Source organism: Dactylosporangium sp. NPDC000555 (genome assembly GCF_040300025.1).
Taxonomy (GTDB): Bacteria; Actinomycetota; Actinomycetes; order Mycobacteriales; family Micromonosporaceae; genus Dactylosporangium.
This window is the reverse complement of sequence record NZ_JBEPDB010000100.1, coordinates 410-18,732: the sequence shown is the minus strand read 5'-3', so window position 1 is coordinate 18,732 and position 18,323 is coordinate 410. Positions and strand designations below refer to the sequence as shown.

15 protein-coding genes are annotated in these 18,323 nt (G+C 72.0%); 6 read left to right on the top strand and 9 right to left on the bottom strand.

What is annotated here, in order from left to right; genetic code table 11:
• Nucleotides 1-20 precede the first annotated feature (20 nt).
• Nucleotides 21-1,340, top strand: a complete 1,320-nt coding sequence (locus ABT297_RS37545; RefSeq protein ID WP_350557343.1) for a diguanylate cyclase domain-containing protein — start codon at nucleotides 21-23, stop codon at nucleotides 1,338-1,340.
• 16 nt (nucleotides 1,341-1,356) lie between these two features.
• On the opposite strand, the gene ABT297_RS37540 is transcribed toward ABT297_RS37545, so the two are convergent.
• Nucleotides 1,357-2,184 (bottom strand): transglutaminase-like domain-containing protein, encoded by an 828-nt coding sequence (locus ABT297_RS37540; RefSeq protein ID WP_350557342.1) that lies wholly within the window; start codon nucleotides 2,182-2,184, stop codon nucleotides 1,357-1,359.
• Between the two features lie 187 nt (nucleotides 2,185-2,371).
• On the opposite strand from ABT297_RS37540, the gene ABT297_RS37535 reads away from it, so the two are divergent.
• The 3 genes from ABT297_RS37535 to ABT297_RS37525 all read left to right on the top strand — a co-directional run bounded on the left by ABT297_RS37535 (nucleotide 2,372) and on the right by ABT297_RS37525 (nucleotide 4,946).
• Nucleotides 2,372-3,334 carry a ricin-type beta-trefoil lectin domain protein gene (locus ABT297_RS37535; protein ID WP_350557341.1) on the top strand — a complete coding sequence of 321 codons (963 nt, stop codon included), beginning with the start codon at nucleotides 2,372-2,374 and terminating at the stop codon, nucleotides 3,332-3,334.
• A gap of 265 nt (nucleotides 3,335-3,599) precedes the next feature.
• Entirely contained in the window at nucleotides 3,600-4,373 is a 774-nt protein-coding gene (locus tag ABT297_RS37530) for a transposase (protein ID WP_350557340.1), read from the top strand.
• Nucleotides 4,374-4,385: 12 nt separating this feature from the next.
• On the top strand, nucleotides 4,386-4,946 hold the full coding sequence (locus ABT297_RS37525; RefSeq protein ID WP_350557339.1) for a hypothetical protein: 561 nt from the start codon (nucleotides 4,386-4,388) through the stop codon (nucleotides 4,944-4,946).
• On the opposite strand, the gene ABT297_RS37520 is transcribed toward ABT297_RS37525, so the two are convergent.
• Nucleotides 4,927-5,757: a serine hydrolase gene (locus ABT297_RS37520; protein ID WP_350557338.1), complete on the bottom strand. Its 831-nt coding sequence runs from the start codon at nucleotides 5,755-5,757 to the stop codon at nucleotides 4,927-4,929. The genes ABT297_RS37525 and ABT297_RS37520 overlap by 20 nt on opposite strands.
• 27 nt (nucleotides 5,758-5,784) lie before the next feature.
• Here ABT297_RS37520 and ABT297_RS37515 point away from each other — a divergent pair, with 27 nt between their 5' ends.
• A complete protein-coding gene (locus ABT297_RS37515; RefSeq protein WP_350557337.1) occupies nucleotides 5,785-6,321 on the top strand; it encodes a hypothetical protein in 537 nt (178 codons plus the stop codon).
• On the opposite strand, the gene glgB is transcribed toward ABT297_RS37515, so the two are convergent.
• The 5 genes from glgB to glgC all read right to left on the bottom strand — a co-directional run bounded on the left by glgB (nucleotide 6,322) and on the right by glgC (nucleotide 15,015).
• Nucleotides 6,322-8,442, bottom strand: a complete 2,121-nt coding sequence (glgB, locus tag ABT297_RS37510) for a 1,4-alpha-glucan branching protein GlgB (RefSeq protein ID WP_350557336.1) — start codon at nucleotides 8,440-8,442, stop codon at nucleotides 6,322-6,324.
• A gap of 8 nt (nucleotides 8,443-8,450) precedes the next feature.
• The gene (locus tag ABT297_RS37505) at nucleotides 8,451-9,824 is read right to left on the bottom strand and encodes a maltokinase N-terminal cap-like domain-containing protein (RefSeq protein ID WP_350557335.1); all 1,374 of its coding nucleotides are present in this window, start codon (nucleotides 9,822-9,824) and stop codon (nucleotides 8,451-8,453) included.
• A 17-nt stretch (nucleotides 9,825-9,841) separates the two neighbouring features.
• Nucleotides 9,842-11,542, bottom strand: coding sequence for a maltose alpha-D-glucosyltransferase (gene treS, locus ABT297_RS37500; RefSeq protein WP_350557334.1), 1,701 nt, complete (start codon nucleotides 11,540-11,542; stop codon nucleotides 9,842-9,844).
• A 28-nt stretch (nucleotides 11,543-11,570) separates the two neighbouring features.
• The gene (locus ABT297_RS37495; RefSeq protein WP_350557333.1) at nucleotides 11,571-13,697 is read right to left on the bottom strand and encodes an alpha-1,4-glucan--maltose-1-phosphate maltosyltransferase; all 2,127 of its coding nucleotides are present in this window, start codon (nucleotides 13,695-13,697) and stop codon (nucleotides 11,571-11,573) included.
• Between the two features lie 61 nt (nucleotides 13,698-13,758).
• A complete protein-coding gene (gene glgC, locus ABT297_RS37490; RefSeq protein WP_350557332.1) occupies nucleotides 13,759-15,015 on the bottom strand; it encodes a glucose-1-phosphate adenylyltransferase in 1,257 nt (418 codons plus the stop codon).
• A 62-nt stretch (nucleotides 15,016-15,077) separates the two neighbouring features.
• Between glgC and glgA the strand changes: the two genes are divergently transcribed.
• Complete coding sequence (glgA, locus tag ABT297_RS37485; protein WP_350557331.1) at nucleotides 15,078-16,271, top strand: glycogen synthase; 1,194 nt, start codon at nucleotides 15,078-15,080, stop codon at nucleotides 16,269-16,271.
• Here glgA and pcaD read toward each other — a convergent pair.
• Together pcaD and ABT297_RS37475 are read right to left on the bottom strand one after the other, a co-directional pair.
• Nucleotides 16,256-17,014: a 3-oxoadipate enol-lactonase gene (pcaD, locus tag ABT297_RS37480; RefSeq protein ID WP_350557330.1), complete on the bottom strand. Its 759-nt coding sequence runs from the start codon at nucleotides 17,012-17,014 to the stop codon at nucleotides 16,256-16,258. The genes glgA and pcaD overlap by 16 nt on opposite strands.
• A gap of 58 nt (nucleotides 17,015-17,072) precedes the next feature.
• Nucleotides 17,073-17,828: an SAM-dependent methyltransferase gene (locus ABT297_RS37475; protein ID WP_350557329.1), complete on the bottom strand. Its 756-nt coding sequence runs from the start codon at nucleotides 17,826-17,828 to the stop codon at nucleotides 17,073-17,075.
• Nucleotides 17,829-18,323 lie beyond the last annotated feature (495 nt).

Here is an 18,323-nt window from a genome sequence, read left to right as displayed (position 1 = left end):
GGCGTGCCGATGTTCGACACGTGTGTGGACGGGTGTGGCGGCGGCTGGCGGATCTGCGGATCGCCACGAAGATCATCAGCGTGTCGCTCGTCGTGACCGCGATCTTCATCGCCTCCGGCGTCGTCAGCCTGGTCAACCTGCACCGGCTCGTCGCCGAGCAGGACCGTGAGTACAGGGTCCACGTCGTCGCCCTGGCCAGGATGACCGGCGTGCGCTCCGCCGTCGGCGGCCAGCTGGAGGCGGTGCTCGCCTACATCCTGTCCGACCCCGGGTTCTATCGCGACAGCTACGACGGGATCGTTGAGGAGTCCGACCGCCGGATCGACGCCGAGATCGCCGAGCTGCGCCGCATGGACCTGCCGCAGCGCGAGCAGACCGCCCTGAAGGCGTTCGCCGCCACCGTCGGCATGTGGCACACGGCTCGCCAGGCGGCGCTGGACGCCGCGCATGCCGGCGACCAGAAGAAGGCCGCCTCCATCGTGCTGGTGCGCTCCGAGGCGATCGCCCGTGCCGTGAAGGACCGCGCCGACGCCTTCCTCGACCAGCTCGTCGAGGCCGTCGCCGAAGGCGCCCGGCGGGCCAAGGCCAACGGCATCCGCAACGCCCAGCTGACGGGGGCCCTGCTCGTGGCCGGAGCCCTCACCGCGCTGCTGCTGTCCGTGCTCACCGCCCGCGCCATCTCCCGCCCGCTGCGCGAGGTGGTCGACGTGCTGGCCCGGGTGGCCCGCGGCGACCTGAGCCGGCGCGTCGAGCTCGATCGCGGCGACGAGGTGGGCCAGATGGGCCGCTCGCTCAACGAGACCCTCGGCGTGCTGCGCAACGCGTTCGAGGAGGTCCACCACCGCGCCTCCCACGACGGCCTGACCGGCCTGGCCAACCGCGCCCTGCTGCGCGAGCGCATCGCCGCGGCCCGCCCGAACGCGGCCCGCGGCGCCCCGGTGGCGATCCTGCTCATCGATCTCGACGGCTTCAAGCAGGTCAACGACGCCTACGGCCACGCCGCCGGCGACCACCTGCTCATGGTCGTCGCGGAGCGCCTCCTCGCCGGCGTGCGCGCCGACGACACGGTCGCCCGCCTGGGCGGCGACGAGTTCGCGGTGTTGCTGGACGGCATGGACGGGGCCGAGGACGTCCACGTCGTCGCCGACCGCCTGCTCAGCGACCTGCGGCAGCCGGCGTCGTACCGCGGCTGCGTCATCACCCCGCAGGCGAGCATCGGCGTGAGCGTGTGGGACGGGAGGATCCCGATCGACGCCCTGATGCACGACGCCGACCAGGCCATGTACGCCGCGAAGACGGGTGGCAAGGGCCGCGTCGTGCACGCCGCCGCCGGCGGCTGAGCCGGGCGCGGCGACGCTAGACGGCGACCCAGCCGTCGAAGCCGCTCGGGGACAGGCAGTGGACGCGGCCGTCGAGGTGCAGCGCCGGGTCGCCGCGGTAGCGCTCGATCAGGAGACGCTCGGCCGACGCGTCGCCCTCGTCCGCGGCGAGCAGGAGCTCGGCCAGCCCGTCGGCGGTGCGGTCGGTGATGGCGCCCCACTGGTCCCACAGCAGGACCTCGTCGCCGTTGCGGTGGGCGACCTCCAGCAGTACCGAGTCGAGCAGGAACTGGTGGCCGCGGAACGGCAGGGCCGGGTCGGCGCCGTAGCGGTCGGCGTCGATCAGGCCGCGGCGGTGCGACGTCCACGCCTGGGCGGCGGTGATGAACTGCGGTATGTCGGCGGTGTCGAACGGGTAATCGGCGGGATCGAGCTGCGCGTCGGCGAACACCCAGCGCCGGCCGTTCCAGTACTCGGCGACGACGTGGTCGTAGTTCCAGTCCTCGGCGAAGTACGGCGAGAAGCCCACGCGGGTGCGGGCCGGCACCCCGCGGCGGCGCAGCGCGGCGACGGTGAGCAGCGAGAAGTCGCGGCAGCAGCCGACGACCCGGTCGGCCTCGGGCCGGGGCCGGGCCAGCGGGGCCGCGAAGCGCCCCTGGTCGAGCTCCAGCATCCTCGACACCCAGCGCGTGTCGATCTCGGCCAGGCGGGAGCCGGTGAACGCGATGCCCGCCGCCCGGTAGTGCACGATCACGTTACGCACCGCCGCCATCAGCGCCGGCACATCCTCGGGCAGGTCGTCGAGGAGCTCACCGAGCTGGCCGGGGTCGCTGAAGCGCGTCTGCTCGCGGTACCGCTGCGTCATTCATCGAACCTAACAACATTCCGGCGGCAACCGCGCCGCCGCCGCCCCGCGGGCATCGCCGAGGATCCGTTCGGAGGGTGGCCCCGGAGGGTGAAACGCGATTTCACCCTCCGGGCGTGCATCAACATCCGCCGATTATCGCTACGGTCGGCGGCATGTTGCTCACACGGCGTTGCGGGTGACGCGCGTGACCCCCATCGACCCACTGGACGGCGAGCCGCCGCGTCTCGTCCGCCCCTTCGTCCGCCTCATGGAACGCGAGCCCGCCGAACCCTCCAGCGACCGGGCCGAACCCTCCAGCGACGGGGCCGATCCGTCGCCGGCCGGTCCGGACGAGCGGGCGCGACGGGCCGCCGATCCCCGCCCGGCGGGCGCCGATCACGGCGCGGACGCCGGCGGCCACCCCCGGACCCGTCGCGTGCGCGGTCGCCGCCACCGGCTCGCCGTGACCTTCACCGTGGTGGCCTTGCTCGGCATCACCGCGCTGGTACTCGGCGCCGCCGATCTGGGTGACGGGCCCGCCCCGGGGCGCGCCCAGGCCGCCGGGCCGAACCGGGGCGGCGTCGCGACGGCCACCCTGACGGCCCCGTCGGCGGCCGCGACGACCTCGGCGTCCGAGCCGTCGCCCTCGGAGCCGCCCGCCGAACCGGCGGGGACCTGGGCCGCCAAGCCGGCGGGGACGCCGGCCGCGCAGCCGGCGGCGACACCGGCCGCCGGACCGGTGAAGACGCCGGCCGCCGCCACGCCGAGCAGCGGCCCGCCCGGGGCCACCGCCTCGCCCGTGCCGTCGTCGTCACCGCCGCCGGGGGACAGGGTCCGCACCGGCACGATCACCAGGCCGTCCGGGCTGTGCCTCGACGGCGCCCGGTTGCGGGCGTGGACCTGCGACGGGAGCGTGGGCCAGACCTGGACCGTGCGCCCGGACGGGTCCGTGCAGACCCTCGGCCGCTGCCTCGACGGGGCGAGCCGGCCGGTGTTGCGCGACTGCGACGGCACCCCGGCCCAGCAGTGGCGCGCGGGCACCGCGGGGACCCTGATCAACGCGGGGGCGGGGCTGTGCCTCAGCCCGGCGGACGACGAGGACGGCCGGGCACCGCTGCGCATGACCACCTGCGGCCGGGCCGGCGCGCAGCGCTGGAGCCTGCCCTAGACCGTCGTTTTGGATCTATTTGAGATAGTTTGCTGGGATGGCGTCAGGTAGGGCGTCACGGCAGCTGGAGACCCCCCCCGGGCAACTCGCTGTTCGCGTTCCTGCACGAGCACCGGGAGTTGTTGTTCCCGGATGGCATGTTCACCGATTTGTTCGCGGTGGTGGCCACGGTGATGGTGCTGCAACGCCTGGAAGGGCTGTCCGACCCGGGAGGCGTTGGACCGGTTCACGTTCGACGCCCGCTGGCGTTACGCCGCCGGGGTGGGTGGCTGGGACGGTGCCGGCCCGGGCCGGGTTCGCCCACACCGTGCTGGTCGACATGCGCGAACGGCTGCGCCGCTCGCAGCGCCCGGACCGCATCTTCGACGTCGCGTTGACCGCCGCCCGCGAGGCCGGCCTGCTCACCGCCGCCGATACCGGCCTAGCGCGGCGGCTGCGGGCGGCGTTGGCCAGCGGCGACGACTACGCCACGGCCGGCAAGCCGGTCATCGACTGGGACGACAAGGCCGCCCGCGAGGCCCTCGTGGACTCGCGCGCCCGCGACGGCTACGCACTCCTGACAGTCCTTGACGGCGCCAAAGGCCTGCCGGAGCCGGTCGGCCAGGCGATGCGACTGCTCGCCACGGTACTGGGCCAGGACCTGGAGACCGACCCGGACGGGGTGCTGCGCATCGCCCGGAAGGTCGCCCCGGACCGGGTCATCTCCACCGTCGACCCGCAGGCCCGGCACGGACACAAGACCAGCCACCGCGGCTTCGACGGCTACAAAGGCCACATCGCCCTCGACCCCGACAGCGAACTCATCACCGCCACCGCGGTAACCCCCGGCAACACCGGCGACGCCCAAGCAGCACCTCACCTCATCGCCGACCTCACCACCAACCCGGCCGACCCGGCCCGCGGCGGGCGAGATCCTCGACGCCCTGGACCAAGCCGGCATCGACGCCAAGACCAAGGTCCAGCCGCCGGTCGCGCCCGCCGGGAAGTACACCAAACTGAGGCACGGCTGGTCGTTGCCTCAGTGACGATGCAGAACTGAAAGGTTGTTCAGATGCTCACCGCGCCGGTGCAATCAGCGATCCTGGCCTTCATCACAAGAACCCTTCCGGACGCCAGCGCGACTGTGGTCGGTGAGCATCTGGACGAACTTGGATTGCTCGATGAGAACGCCTCGCCGCAGGACGTGCTGGACCTCGCCCTGACCGCGTTTTTCGTCATGGTCGGGTACTTCGAGGAACACCCGCACCCTGAACTGCTGCCCTCGGTCGTCATCGCGCTGCGACCGGAGCAGGGCATCGCGCCTGCCGACCGCATCGACCGAGAGCTCCGGGATTACGTGACCGCAGTGGACGTCGGTACGCCTCCGGAGGTGTACCTCTATCCGCGGTGGTTCAAGTCGGCCGCGCCAACGGACGAGGAGTATCGACTGCCGCTGCTGCTCGACCCGTCGCCCGTGTCGCTGCATGGCAGCGCGGCGTGTTATCTGCGGTACTGGCGCGAGGCTGGCGATATCGGGAGCGCCGAGCCGTTCAACGGTGCGATATACCTCGAATACCATCGCGATGTGCCCACCAGCCACCTGGACCGAACGCTCAGCAGCATTCGAGCATGACGCGCCCCAGCGCGGCGTGCGCGGTGACCGCGGGGTGGGTGGCGCCGTAGTCCGCGGCGGCGCCCAGCCCGTCGGCGAACAGGCTGTAGACCAGCGCCGGGGCGCCGTCGAGGTCGAACATGATCCCGGCCTCGTGCCGGGCCGCGCCGCGCTCATCGCGATCGGCGCCGTGCTTCGTGGCCACCCGGGCGCGCTGCGCGGAGGACATGTCCCGGCGCACCCCGTCGTGGTAGCCGGCCGCGCCGCGCAGCACGCGGAGCAGGAAGCCGCCGGTCTCCGGGCCCAGCAGCGTGCCGGCGGCCAGCCGGGCCAGCAGGTCGTGCGTCTCCCGCGCGGTGGTGTCGCCGAGCAGGAACCGGGCCGGATCGGCGACCGGCTCGACGCGGGTACGGGTGAACCCCTTCGCGGCGAGGATCTCGTTGATCTCCGCGGCGGGCGCGAGCCGGCCGCACAGCCGCACTGCGGTGTTGTCCGACGCGAGCAGCAGGGCGGTGAGGACGCCGGCGGCGGTGAGCTCGTCGCCCCAGACCGGCTGCAGGTGGTAGATGCCGCTGCCGCCGAGCACGTCCCCGGCCTCCAGCCGCACCCGCCGGCCCAGGTCGAGCTCGCCGCGGTCGGCCTTGTCGAGCAGCGCCACCGCGACCGCGAGCTTCTGGACGCTGTACCCCCTGACCGCCCGCTCGGCGTCGTCGCACACCACGACGCCGGCTCCGGCGAGGGTGACATAGGCGTGCCAGTCGCCGCCGGCGCGCGCCTTGTGCCGCGCGTACGCCCGCCGGATCCGCGTCACCGGCGGCAGCTTCGAGGTCACCAGCGCGAGTCTAGATAAGGTACGGACATGGACGCCGAGGACACCGCCGAGCAGCTCGCCGCCGTCCTCGGCGCGCACCTGGATCGCCTGGCGTTCGCCGACCGCGGCACCGACGACGTCACCGAGCTGCTCATCGCGGCGACCGTCGAGTGGGCGCGCGGGCGGGGCTGGCGGGCGTACCGGCGGGCGGCGAGCGTCGTGCCGCTGCCCCCGCCGTACGAGCGGCAGTTCTCCGTCGTCGACGTCGGCATCGCCCGGCCCGGCGCGGCCCCGGTCGTCGTCGAGGTCGACCACGCCGACCGCCGCCGCACCCTGGACAAGCTCGCCGCCGAGGCCGCCGCGGGCCGGGTGGCGCTGTGGGTGCGCTGGGGCGCCGGACGCCTCGCCCCGCCGCCGCCCCCGGTCGTGCTCGTCCCGTTTCCGGTCATCTCGCGCCGCGGCCCGTCGGGCGCCCGCGTGCATTCGCACACGGCGGACACGGGCCGTCCCGCGCCGGCCCACACCGAGTCGTCCGGCGCGTTCACACCGCAGCCCATGGCGCTCCCGGCCGAACCCGGAAGGTGACTACCCCAGTTTGAGCCAGAGCGCGCCCAGCGGCGGGACGCGCAGCTGGACGGAGGCGGGCAGGCCGTTGTGCGGCACGCCGGTCGCCTCGACCGAGCCCATGTTGCCCACGCCCGAGCCGCCGTAGATGTCGGCGTCGGTGTTGAGGATCTCCGACCAGCGGCCGGTGAAGGGCAGGCCGATGCGGTACCCCTCGTGCGGGTGTGTGTTGAAGTTGACCACGACGGCGACGACCGAGCCGTCGGCGCCCACGCGCAGGTAGGAGAAGACGTTGCCGCTCGCGTCCTCGTTGTTGATCCAGCGGAAGCCGTCCGGGGTGGTGTCCTGGCTCCACAGCGCCGGGGTGTGCCGGTAGGTGGCGTTGAGGTCGTGGACGAGCCGTTGCAGGCCGGCGCGGGACGGGTCGTGCAGCAGGTCCCAGTCGAGGCCGCGCTCCTCGCTCCACTCCTGCTCGTCGCCGAGCTCGCAGCCCATGAACAGCAGCTGCTTGCCTGGGAACGACCACATGTAGGCCAGCAGCGCCCGCGCGTTGGCGACCTTCTTCCACAGGTCGCCGGGCATCTTGCCGACCAGGGAGCCCTTGCCGTGCACGACCTCGTCGTGGCTGATCGGCAGCACGTAGTTCTCGCTCCAGGCGTACACCGTGGCGAACGTCATCTGGTTGTGGTGGTACTGCCGGTAGATGGGGTCCTTGCCCACGTAGGTGAGCGTGTCGTGCATCCACCCCATGTTCCACTTGAAGCCGAAGCCCAGGCCGCCCGCGTCGGTCGGGCGGGTCACGCCCAGCCACGCCGTCGACTCCTCGGCGATCATCATGATGCCGGGGTGGTGCTTGTAGACGGTGGCGTTGGCCTCCTGCAGGAAGGAGATCGCGTCGAGGTTCTCCCGGCCGCCGTACTGGTTGGGCGACCACTGGCCCTGCTCGCGGGAGTAGTCGAGGTAGAGCATCGAGGCGACCGCGTCGACCCGAAGCGCGTCGGCGTGGAACTCCTCGCACCAGTAGAGGGCGTTGGCGACGAGGAAGTTGCGCACCTCCTTGCGGCCGAAGTCGAAGATGAGCGTTCCCCAGTCGGGGTGCTCGCCGCGGCGCCAGTCGCCGTGCTCGTACAGGGGCGTGCCGTCGAAGCGGGCGAGGGCCCACGAGTCCTTCGGGAAGTGGGCCGGCACCCAGTCCAGGATCACGCCGATGTCGGCCTGGTGGAGGCGGTCGACGAGGTGGCGGAACTCGTCGGGGGAGCCGAAGCGGGCCGTCGGGGCGTAGTAGCCGGTGACCTGGTAGCCCCACGAGCCGCCGAACGGGTGCTCCATGACCGGCAGGAACTCCACGTGGGTGAACCCGAGCTCCTTGACGTACTCGGTGAGCTGGTCGGCCAGCTCCACGTAGGACAGCCCGGGGCGCCACGAGCCGAGGTGGACCTCGTAGATGCTCACCGGCTCCTCGTGCGGGTGCCGCTCGGCGCGCGCCGCGATCCAGTCGGCGTCCTTCCAGTCGTAGCCGGAGCTGTAGATCACGCTCGCGGTCGCCGGGGGCTGCTCGGTGTGCTGCGCGAGGGGGTCGGCCTTCTCCACCCAGTCGTTGTCGGGTGTGAGCAGCCGGTACTTGTATTTCTGCCCGGCCTGCGCGCCCGGGATGAACAGCTCCCAGACGCCGCTGCCGCCCAGCGAGCGCATCGGCCAGCCGTCGTACGGGCCCCAGCCGGTGAAGTCGCCGACGACCCGCACGCCGCGGGCGTTGGGCGCCCACACGGCGAACGCGACGCCACCGGGGCGGACCTGCGCGCCGAGGACGGTCCACAGCCGCTCGTGCCGGCCCTCCCGGATGAGGTGCAGGTCGAGCTCGCCGAGGGTGGGCAGGTGGCGGTACGGGTCGTCGGTCAGCGTGCCGTCGGCGTCGATACGGTAGTCGTCGACGACGCCGGGCACCTCGACCTCGAAGACGCCGTCGCCGTGCACCTGGGCCATCGGGTGGCGCTCGCCGCCGGCCACCGCCGCCACCTCGCCGGCGCCGCGGCGCAGCGCCCGGATGACGGTCGTGACGGCATCGCCGCGCGTCTGGGCGTGGGCGCCCAGGACGCCGTGCGGATCGTGGGCACGCCCGGCGATGAGGTCGTCGAAATTCATGGGGGTGATCACCTTGTCGTCAGGTCCGAACCGTTCACGATGCGCTCGATCGACCGCAGGGGAATCCGCAGCCAGCCCGGCCGGTGCCGTGCCTCGTACGCGGCCTCGTAGACCGCCTTGTCCAGCTCGTACGCCCGCAGCAGGGCCAGGTCCTCCCGCGGGTCGTACCCGGCGCCGGCAGCATAGCCGTCGCAGAAGGCGTCCTGGTTACGGTCCACCCACTGGCGGGCCCGCTGGCCGAGCTCCTCGTCGTTGTCCTCGTCCATCAGGAGCTGGTAGGCGGCGTATTCGTAGGAGCGCAGCATGCCGGCGACGTCCCGCAGTACCGAATCCGGGCTTCTGCGTTCCTGCACCGGCGTCCCGGGCTCGCCCTCGAAGTCGATGAGCAGCCAGGACTCCGGCGTGCGCAGCACCTGACCGAGGTGGAGGTCACCGTGGATGCGCTGTGTGGTGATCGTCTCGCCGGCGACGGCGCGCAGCATCGCGGCGACGTCGCCGGCCCGCTCGGCGAGGTCCGGCACCGACTGGACCGCCCGGTCCAGCCGGGCGAGCATCGCCTCGGTCGGCGCGGGCGCGGACCGGGTGCCCAGCTCCGCGGCCAGGGTGCGATGCACGTGCGCGACCGCCTCGCCCAGGCGCGCCGACTCGCTGGCGAAGTCGCCGCCGACCTCGGAGGGGCGCAGGTCGGGGTTGAGGTCGTACTCGGCGAACAGGTCACGCGCGCTGGTCTCCGCCATCGCCCAGCCCTCGGCCGAGTTCCGCGCGTATTCGGTCACCATCGCCAGGGTCAGGTGCTCACCGTCCGGGCCGGATTCGGATCGGCCCGTTGGCACGGTGCTCTCGATGGCGCCGAGCAGCCGGGCCACGTTGGGGCAGCCGGCCCGGGCGAGGACCCGGTTGAGCTCCAGGTCGGGGTTGACCCCGGCGTTGACCCGGCGGAACACCTTGAGGATCGCCGCGCTGTCGAACACCACGCTGGTATTGCTCTGCTCGGCGCCGCCGATGCGGGCCGGCGCGTCGACCGGCAGCGCCACCCCGGGCTCGGGCACGAACCGGACCCCGTCGACGACCGCGCCGGTGTCGATGAGCGCCAGCAGCCGCTGTGCGGAGTGCTCGTCGTAGAGCGCGTCGGAGGCGGCCCGGTCGCCGTCGGCGCCGATGAGGGCGGCCGCGGAGAGCTCGGCGGCGATGTCGAGGTTCCAGCCGACGAAGAGCTGGTAGCGCTCCGTACCGCCGTCGGCGTAGTGGGCGTCGAGCAGGACGTGGTCGAGGCCGTCCGGCAGGTGGGTGACGAGGGCGGGCTCGACGTGGGTCAGGGTGCGGGTCCGCCCCGCGTACCACCGCTGATGCGGCAGCCAGTCGGTGTACGGCAGGGAAGTCATTGCGCCTCGGCCCTCCTCTAGTTCTGCTCTGCCGGCGCGCTCAGCTGGAACCAGTAGAAGCCGTGCCCGGGCAGGGTCAGCAGGTAGGGCAGCTGGCCGATGTTGGGGAAGTGCACGTGCCCGGTCAGCTCGACGGGCGTGTACCCCGTCCACTCCTGCAGGTTGAGCTCGATCGGCTGCGGGAAGCGGGACAGGTTGTTCACGCACAGTACGACGTCGTCGCCGTGGACGCGCACGAACGCCAGGATCGACGGGTTGGAGCCGCCCAGCTCGCGGAACTCGCCGGCGGCGAACGCGCCGTGTCGCCGGCGCACCTGCAGCATCGTGCGGGTCCAGTTGAGCAGCGAGGTGGAGCTCTCCCGCTGCGCCTCCACGTTGATCGACTGGTATCCGTAGATGTGGTCCTGGATCGCCGGCAGGTACAGGCGCCCGGGGTTGGCCTGGGAGAAGCCCGCGTTGCGGTCCGGCGTCCACTGCATCGGGGTGCGCACGCCGTCGCGGTCGCCGAGCCAGATGTTGTCGCCCATGCCGATCTCGTCGCCGTAGTACAGCACCGGCGATCCCGGCAGGGACAGCAGCAACGCGGTGAACAGCTCGATCTGGTTGCGGTCGTTCTCCAGCAGCGGGGCGAGCCGCCGCCGGATGCCCACGTTGGCGCGCATCCGCGGGTCCTTGGCGTACTCCGCGTACATGTAGTCGCGCTCCTCGTCGGTGACCATCTCCAGGGTCAGCTCGTCGTGGTTGCGCAGGAAGATGCCCCACTGGCAGTTCGGCGGGATCTGCGGGGTGTGCGCCAGGATCTCCGAGATCGGGAAGCGCGACTCCCGCCGGACCGCCATGAAGATGCGGGGCATGAGCGGGAAGTGGAACGCCATGTGGCACTCGTCGCCGTCGCCGAAGTACTCCACGACGTCGGCCGGCCACTGGTTGGCCTCGGCGAGCAGGACCCGGCCCGGGTGCTCGTCGTCGATCACCTTGCGGCAGCGGCGCAGGAACTCGTGCGTCTCGGGCAGGTTCTCGCAGTTGGTGCCCTCGGCCTCGAACAGGTACGGCACCGCGTCGAGCCGGAAGCCGTCGATGCCCAGGTCGAGCCAGAACCGCAGCACGTCGATCATCTGGCGCTGGACCTCGGGGTTGGCGTAGTTGAGGTCCGGCTGGTGGGCGAAGAACCGGTGCCAGTAGAACTGCCGCCGCACCGGGTCGAAGGTCCAGTTGGACTCCTCGGTGTCGACGAAGATGACCCGGGCGTCGGCGTAGGCCTTGTCGGTGTCCGACCAGACGTAGAAGTCGCCGTACGGCCCGGTCGGGTCGCGGCGGGACTCCTGGAACCACTGGTGCGAGTCGGACGTGTGGTTCATGACCAGGTCCGTGATCACCCGGATGCCGCGCTTGTGCGCCGCGTCGAGCAGGTCGACGAAGTCCTCGACGGTGCCGAAGTCCGCCAGCACCTTGTAGAAGTCCCGGATGTCGTACCCCCCGTCGCGCAGCGGGGAGTCGTAGAACGGGGGCAGCCACAGGCAGTCGACGCCGAGCCATTGCAGGTAGTCGAGCTGGCCGATGAGGCCCTTGAGGTCGCCCGAGCCGTCGGCGTTGGAGTCGGCGAAGGCGCGCACCAGCACCTCGTAGAACACGGCCCGCTGAAACCAGCCCTCTTCCGCGGGCAGCACCCGCGCCTGGCTGAAGTCGCTCGAGGACGGGTGCTCGACTGCGTCGCTCATGTGCTGTACCACCTACCTGCCTTGCCGTCTACCGGTGTCGATGCACCGTGAACACGTGGGCCGGCTCGTAGTAGGGGTCGAGCCGGACCGCGTTGTGCTGTCCCCAGTCGAACGTCGCGCCCGTCACCTCGTCGCGCACCGTGAACCGCTCGTGCCAGTCGAAGCCGAGCGCGGGCATGTCCAGTGTCGTGTTACCCCACTGCACGTTGTGCGAATCCAGCGACACGACGACCAGTACCGTGTCGTCGGACTGCGGGTCGCGCTTCGAGAAGCACAGCATCTGCTCGTTGTCGATGCCGTGGAACACCGTGTTGCGCAGCCAGTGCAGCGCCGGGTGCTCGCGGCGCACCGTGTTGAGCCGGCGCAGCAACGGCGCCAGCGACTCGCCGCCCCGCTCCGCCGCCGCCCAGTCGCGGGGCCGCAGCTGGTACTTCTCGTTGTCCAGGTACTCCTCGGCGCCGGGCCGCGGCAGGTGCTCGAAGAGCTCGAAGCCCGCGTACATGCCCCACGACGGGCTCAGCAGCGAGGCCAGCACCGCGCGGATCTTGAACATCGGCGGGCCGCCGTGCTGCAGGTGCTCGGGCAGGATGTCCGGCGTGTTGGGCCAGAAGTTGGGACGCATGTAGTCGGCGGCGGCGATGAGCTCCTGCACGTACTCGCGCAGCTCGAAGCCCTGCACCCGCCAGGTGAAGTACGTGTAGGACTGGGAGAACCCGACCTTGCCCAGGCCGTGCATCATCGCGGGCCGGGTGAACGCCTCGGCCAGGAACAGCACGTCGGGATCGACCTGCTTGACCTCATCGATCAGCCACTGCCAGAAGCCGATCGGCTTGGTGTGCGGGTTGTCCACCCGAAAGATCTTGACTCCCTGGGCCACCCAGTGCAGCACGATGCGGAGCACCTCGGCGCGGATGCCCTCGGGGTCGTTGTCGAAGTTCAGCGGATAGATGTCCTGGTACTTCTTGGGCGGGTTCTCGGCGTAGGCGATGCTGCCGTCGGCGCGGGTGGTGAACCACTCGGGGTGCTCGGTGACCCACGGGTGGTCCGGCGCGCACTGCAGTGCCAGATCCATCGCGATCTCCACGCCCACCCGCCGCGCCTCGGCGACGAACGCCCGGAAGTCCTCCGGCGTGCCCAGGTCCGGGTGGACGGCGTCGTGGCCGCCCTCGGCCGCGCCGATCGCCCACGGCGAGCCGACGTCGTCGGGGCCGGCGACCAGCGTGTTGTTCGGGCCCTTGCGGTTGACCCGGCCGATCGGGTGGATCGGCGGCAGGTACACCACGTCGAAGCCCATGTCGGCGACCTGGGCCAGGCGCGGCATGGCGGAGGCGAACGTGCCGTGCTTGACCGGCTTGCCGTTCTCGTCGACGACCGCGCCCTCGGAGCGCGGGAAGAACTCGTACCACGCGGAGAACAGCGCCCGCTGCCGGTCACACCACAGCGGCAGAGCCTCACCGCGGGTGACCTGGCGGCGCAGCGGGTGCCGCCACAGCACGTCGGTCAGCCCCAGCGCCGGCGACACCCGGGCGAACAGCGGGATGGCGGCGTCGTCCAGGGCGCCGGCCGCGCCGAGCAGCCGGCCCCGCTCGTCGGGCGGCACCCCGGGCGCGGCCTCGCGCAGCATGTGCGCACCCTCGGCCAGGTCGTTGGCGAGGTCCTCCAGGCCCTGCCCGGCGGCGATCTTCTTGGACACGGCGCTGTGCCAGGTGAGGTACGGGTCACTGAACGCCTCGACCGCGAACGTCCAGGCGCCGACGGCGTCCGGGCGGATCTCGCCGTGCCAGGTGTCGGTGCCCGGCGGGCCCGGGCGCAGCCGGTTGAACGGCGCCTCGCGCCCCTCGGGCGAGATGAGCACGACGTTGCAGCCCATCATCGCGTGGCCCTCGCGGTAGGAGACCGCCGAGACCGGCACCAGCTCGCCGACGACCGCCTTGGCGGCGAGGCGGCCGCCCTCGATCTGCGGCGTGACCCGCTCGATCGGGAACCGCTGGCCGGCGCCGAAGGCCGGGCCGCCGAACGACGCGGCGGGCGACTCCGCCGTCTCCTGGGGCTGCACGGGCTCCGCGGACAGGGCGATCTCCGTCTCGGTGGCGGCCGTGGTGGCGATCTCGGTCTTCAGGGCTTCGGGCGCGTGCTGCTCCGGGGGGTTACCCATGATCCTCACCGTATCGAATCCGAGCCTTGCCTGCAGGGGAAGGGCGGCAGCGCCGCGCCGGTCAGGGCTCGACGCGCTGGCCCTTGCCGAGGACCACGACGCCGCCCTCGGACACCGTGAACCCCCGCTGCCGGTCGCGCGCCAGGTCCACCCCGATCTCGGCGCCCTCCGGCACGATCACGTTCTTGTCCAGGATGGCGTTGCGGACCACGGCGTGCCGCCCGATGTCGACGCCCTCCATCAGCACCGAGCCCTCGACGTGGGCCCACGAGTGCACCCTGACGTTCGGCGACACCACGGAGTTCTCCACGAGCGACCCGGAGATGACCGCGCCGGGGGAGATCATCGAGCCGACGGCCCGGCCGACCCGCTCGCCCCAGCCGTGCACGAACTTGGCCGGCGGCCAGGGGCTGTTGCCGGTGAAGATGGGCCATTCGAAGTTGTACAGGTTGAAGACCGGCTGCACGGAGATGAGGTCCATGTTGGCCTCGTAGTAAGAGTCCAACGTCCCGACGTCGCGCCAGTAGCCGCGGTCGCGTTCGGAGCTGCCCGGCACCACGTTGTTGCTGAAGTCGTACACCGCGGCTTCGTTCTTCTCCACGAAGTACGGGATGATGTTGCCGCCCATGTCGTGCTTGCTGGACGGGTCCTTCGCGTCGCGGGTGACGGCGTCGATGAGCGCGTCGGTGGTGAAGACGTAGTTGCCCATCGAGGCGAAGATCTCGTCCGGGGCGTCCGGCAGGCCCTTGGCGTCCTTGGGCTTCTCGCGAAACGCGCTGATCTGCCGGCTGTCGTAGCCCTGACCTCGATGCTCGCCGACCTCGATCACCCCGAACTGGTCGGCGGTCGACAGCGGCTGGCGGATGCCGGCGACCGTCGCGGCGGCGCCCGACTCGATGTGCTGGCGCACCATCTGCTCGGGGTCCATCCGGTAGATGTGGTCGGCGCCGAACACGATGACGTAGTCCGGCCGCTCGTCGTTGATCAGGTTGAGGCTCTGGTAGATCGCGTCCGCGGACCCGGCGAACCAGCGCGGGCCGAGGCGCTGCTGCGCCGGCACCGGCGTGACGTAGTTGCCCAGCAGCGTGGACATCCGCCAGGTCTTCGTGACGTGCCGGTCCAGCGAGTGCGACTTGTACTGGGTCAGCACGACCATCTTCAGATAGCCGCCGTTGGCCAGGTTGGACAGCACGAAGTCGATCAGCCGGTAGATGCCGCCGAACGGCACGGCGGGCTTGGCCCGATCCGTGGTCAGGGGCATCAGCCGCTTCCCCTCGCCTCCGGCGAGGACGATCGCGAGGACGTTCTTGGCAGCCATGGCGCAGACGCTAAACGTGTCCGGCGTGTTGCGCCAGACGAACAACAATTACTGTTTGGGAGGTGCGAGTAGACCTGCTCACTCGAGAGTACCCGCCCGACGTCTACGGCGGTGCCGGCGTGCATCTGGAGTATCTGGCCCGCGAGCTGCGCAACCTGCGCTCGCCCGCCCTCGACGTGCGCGTGCACTGCTTCGGGGCGCCGCGCGGCGAGGCCGGCGTGACCGGCTACGCCGACCCGCCCGGGCTCGCCGGTGCCAACGCGGCGCTGCGCACGATGGGCGTCGACCTCGAGATGGCCGCCGGCTGTTCGGGCACGAACATCGTGCACAGCCACACCTGGTATGCCAACCTCGCCGGCCACGTCGCCAAGCTGCTGCACGGCGTGCCGCACGTGGTGACCAGCCACAGCCTCGAGCCGCTGCGGCCGTGGAAGGCCGAGCAGCTCGGCGGCGGCTATGCGCTGTCGTCGTGGTGCGAGCGGACCGCGATCGAGGCCGCCGACGCGGTCGTCGCCGTCTCCGCCGGGATGAAGGCCGACGTGCTGCGCGCCTACCCGGCCGTCGACCCGGACAAGGTGCACGTGGTCTACAACGGCATCGACACCGAGCAGTACGCGCCCGACCCGGCCACCGACGTGCTCGAGCGCCTCGGCGTGGACCCCGAGCGGCCCAGCGTCGTCTACGTCGGGCGGATCACGCGGCAGAAGGGCCTGCCGTATCTGCTGCGCGCCGCCCGCCGGCTGCCGGCCGACACCCAGATCGTCCTGCTGGCCGGCGCCCCCGACACGCCGGAGATCGCCGCCGAGGTGACCGCGCTCGCCGGCGAGCTGCGGGCCACCCGCGACGGCGTCGTGTGGGTCCAGGAGATGCTGCCCAAGCGCGAGGTCATCCAGGTCCTCACCCACGCCACCGTCTTCGTCTGCCCGTCGATCTACGAGCCGATGGGGATCGTCAACCTGGAGGCGATGGCCTGCCAGACCGCGGTCGTGGCCACCGCGACCGGCGGCATCCCCGAGGTCGTCGCCGACCGTGAGACCGGGCTGCTGGTGCCGATCGAGCAGGTCAGCGACGGCTCCGGCACCCCGCTGGACGAGTCGCGGTTCGTCGCCGACCTCGCCGACACGATGATCGCCCTGCTGGAGGACCCGGCCCGGGCGGCGGCCTTCGGGCGGGCGGGGCGGCAGCGCGCCGTGGACCACTTCTCCTGGGCGGCCATCGCCGACCGCACGCTGGCGGTCTATCAGTCCGTGACGTGATCCATGATCAGCTGGGCGACGACGTCCGGCTGCTCGACGTTCGCGAGGTGGGCCGCGTTCGGCAGCACCACCAGGCGGCTGCCGCGGATGCCCTCGTGGATGCGCTCGCCGTGCTCCGGGGGCGTGGCCGGGTCGTCCGCCCCCGAGACCACCAGGGTCGGGGCGGCGATGCGGGCCAGGTCGTCGCGCAGGTCCATGGCGGCGATCGCCTCGCAGCCGGCGGCGTAGCCCTCGGCCGGGCAGGCGGCGATCATCGCCCGGTAGGGCGCCACCCGGCCCGGCAGCGCCGCCCGGAAGCGCGGGGTGAACCAGCGGCCCAGCACCGCGTCGGCGACCGGGCCCATGCCGCCCGCCCGCACCTGCCGCGCCCGGTCCAGCCAGCCCTCGGCCGGCGGCAGGTGCGCGGCGGTGCAGATCAGCACCAGCCGCTCGATGCGCTCCGGGGCGTGCGCGGCCAGCCACATGCCGACCATGCCGCCCAGCGACAGGCCGCAGTACGACGCCCGCTCGATCCCCAGGCGGTCCAGCAGCGCCAGCGCGTCGCGGCCGAGGTCCTCGATGCGGTACGGCCCGGGCGGCACCGGCGAGCCGCCGTGCCCGCGGTGGTCGAAGCGCACCACCCGCAGCCGGTCACCGAACAGCGGCACCTGTGGCCGCCACATGTCGAGGTTGCTGCCCAGCGAGCCGCCGAGCAGCAGGCAGGGCGCGCCGAAGGGGCCCGTGGTGCGTTGGAACAGCGTCAAGCTCGGCACCGAATCCTTGTACCACCTCCCGTCGCTCTCAGCGGCACGGCGTAGTGGTTCAGCGTTTGACGCCGACGCCGCCGTAGCCGTGCGAGACCTGGTCCTCGCCGGGTTCGGGGCGCCACTGGCCGATCCACACCAGGCCGGGGTCGAGCAGCTCGAAGCCGTCGAAGAGGCGCAGGATGTCCGCCCGGGTGCGCGGCACGATCGGCGCGCTGGCGCCGCGGTACACCTGCGTGCCCTGCCGCGCGGGCGCCGCGTCGACGCCGTCGAGGGTCAGGTGCGACAGCACGAGGTGGCTGCCGGGCGCGGTCGCGTCGCGCAGCCGCGCGATGAGGCGCCACGGGTCGGCCTCGTCGGGCACGAAGTGCAGCATCGACACCAGCAGCACCGCGACCGGCTCGGCGAGGTCGAGGTGGCCGCACACATCGGGGTCGGCCAGCAGCGCCTCCGGGTCGCGCAGGTCGGCCAGCGCGACCGACACCCGCTCGTCGCCCTCGACGAGGGCGCGCGCCTGCGCGACCGCGACCGGGTCGTTGTCGACGTAGACCACCCGGCCGTCGGTGTGCTCGTGCACGTTGCCCTGAGTGGGCAGCCCGGCGCCGATGTCGAGGAACTGCCGGACGCCGGCCTCGCTGAGCCGCCGCACGGCGCGCTGCATGAACCGCCGGTTGGTCCGGGCCGCGGCCGGCGTGTCGGGGAAGATCTCCAGGATCTTCTCGGCGGCCTCGCGGTCGGCGGCGAAGTTGTGGTAGCCGCCGAGGTAGTAGTCGTACATGCGGGCGACGTTCGGGACCGTGGCGTCGATCGTCATGCGCGCCACCCTAGCGGGCGGGGTGCGAATGCGGTCCGAGGCTTTGCCGCCCGGCAAGATCTTGTAAGGTGAGGGGCGTCCCACCCCGCACGGTGACGCGTATCCCCGTGGGGCCGGGTCCGTCCAGACGGCGGCGGCACCCCGGTGCGTGGCGACGCCGGAGATATGCGCCGGCGCTCAAGACACGGGCGCCACGCGCGCCATTCGACCGGTCCCGAGCGTTCGTCTTTCGCCTGCCTGATCGCAGGGTTTCCCGCTCGTCCGCCATCGAAACCCGCACGCACTCGTGGCGCCGGGACATGTCGTGGCACCGGTCATGCCGGAACCTCCGCTTCGCTCCGGCTGCGGCATGACTTCAACGCTGAGCCCATGATGACCGGCCCCTCCGCTCCGCTCCGGACCGGTCATGCCGGAACCTCCGCTTCGCTCCGGCTGCGGCATGACTTGAACGCTGAGCCCATGATGACCGGCCCCTCCGCTCCGCTCCGGACCGGT

Excerpts from the sequence above, each read along its gene's own strand:
- ABT297_RS37505 (WP_350557335.1), bottom strand. The coding sequence starts at position 9,824 with ATGACTTCCCTGCCGTACACCGACTGGCTGCCGCATCAGCGGTGGTAC.
- ABT297_RS37525 (WP_350557339.1), top strand. The coding sequence starts at position 4,386 with ATGCTCACCGCGCCGGTGCAATCAGCGATCCTGGCCTTCATCACAAGA.
- glgB (WP_350557336.1), bottom strand. The coding sequence starts at position 8,442 with ATGAATTTCGACGACCTCATCGCCGGGCGTGCCCACGATCCGCACGGC.
- ABT297_RS37495 (WP_350557333.1), bottom strand. The coding sequence starts at position 13,697 with ATGGGTAACCCCCCGGAGCAGCACGCGCCCGAAGCCCTGAAGACCGAG.
- glgC (WP_350557332.1), bottom strand. The coding sequence starts at position 15,015 with ATGGCTGCCAAGAACGTCCTCGCGATCGTCCTCGCCGGAGGCGAGGGG.
- ABT297_RS37540 (WP_350557342.1), bottom strand. The coding sequence starts at position 2,184 with ATGACGCAGCGGTACCGCGAGCAGACGCGCTTCAGCGACCCCGGCCAG.
- treS (WP_350557334.1), bottom strand. The coding sequence starts at position 11,542 with ATGAGCGACGCAGTCGAGCACCCGTCCTCGAGCGACTTCAGCCAGGCG.
- ABT297_RS37475 (WP_350557329.1), bottom strand. The coding sequence starts at position 17,828 with ATGACGATCGACGCCACGGTCCCGAACGTCGCCCGCATGTACGACTAC.
- ABT297_RS37515 (WP_350557337.1), top strand. The coding sequence starts at position 5,785 with ATGGACGCCGAGGACACCGCCGAGCAGCTCGCCGCCGTCCTCGGCGCG.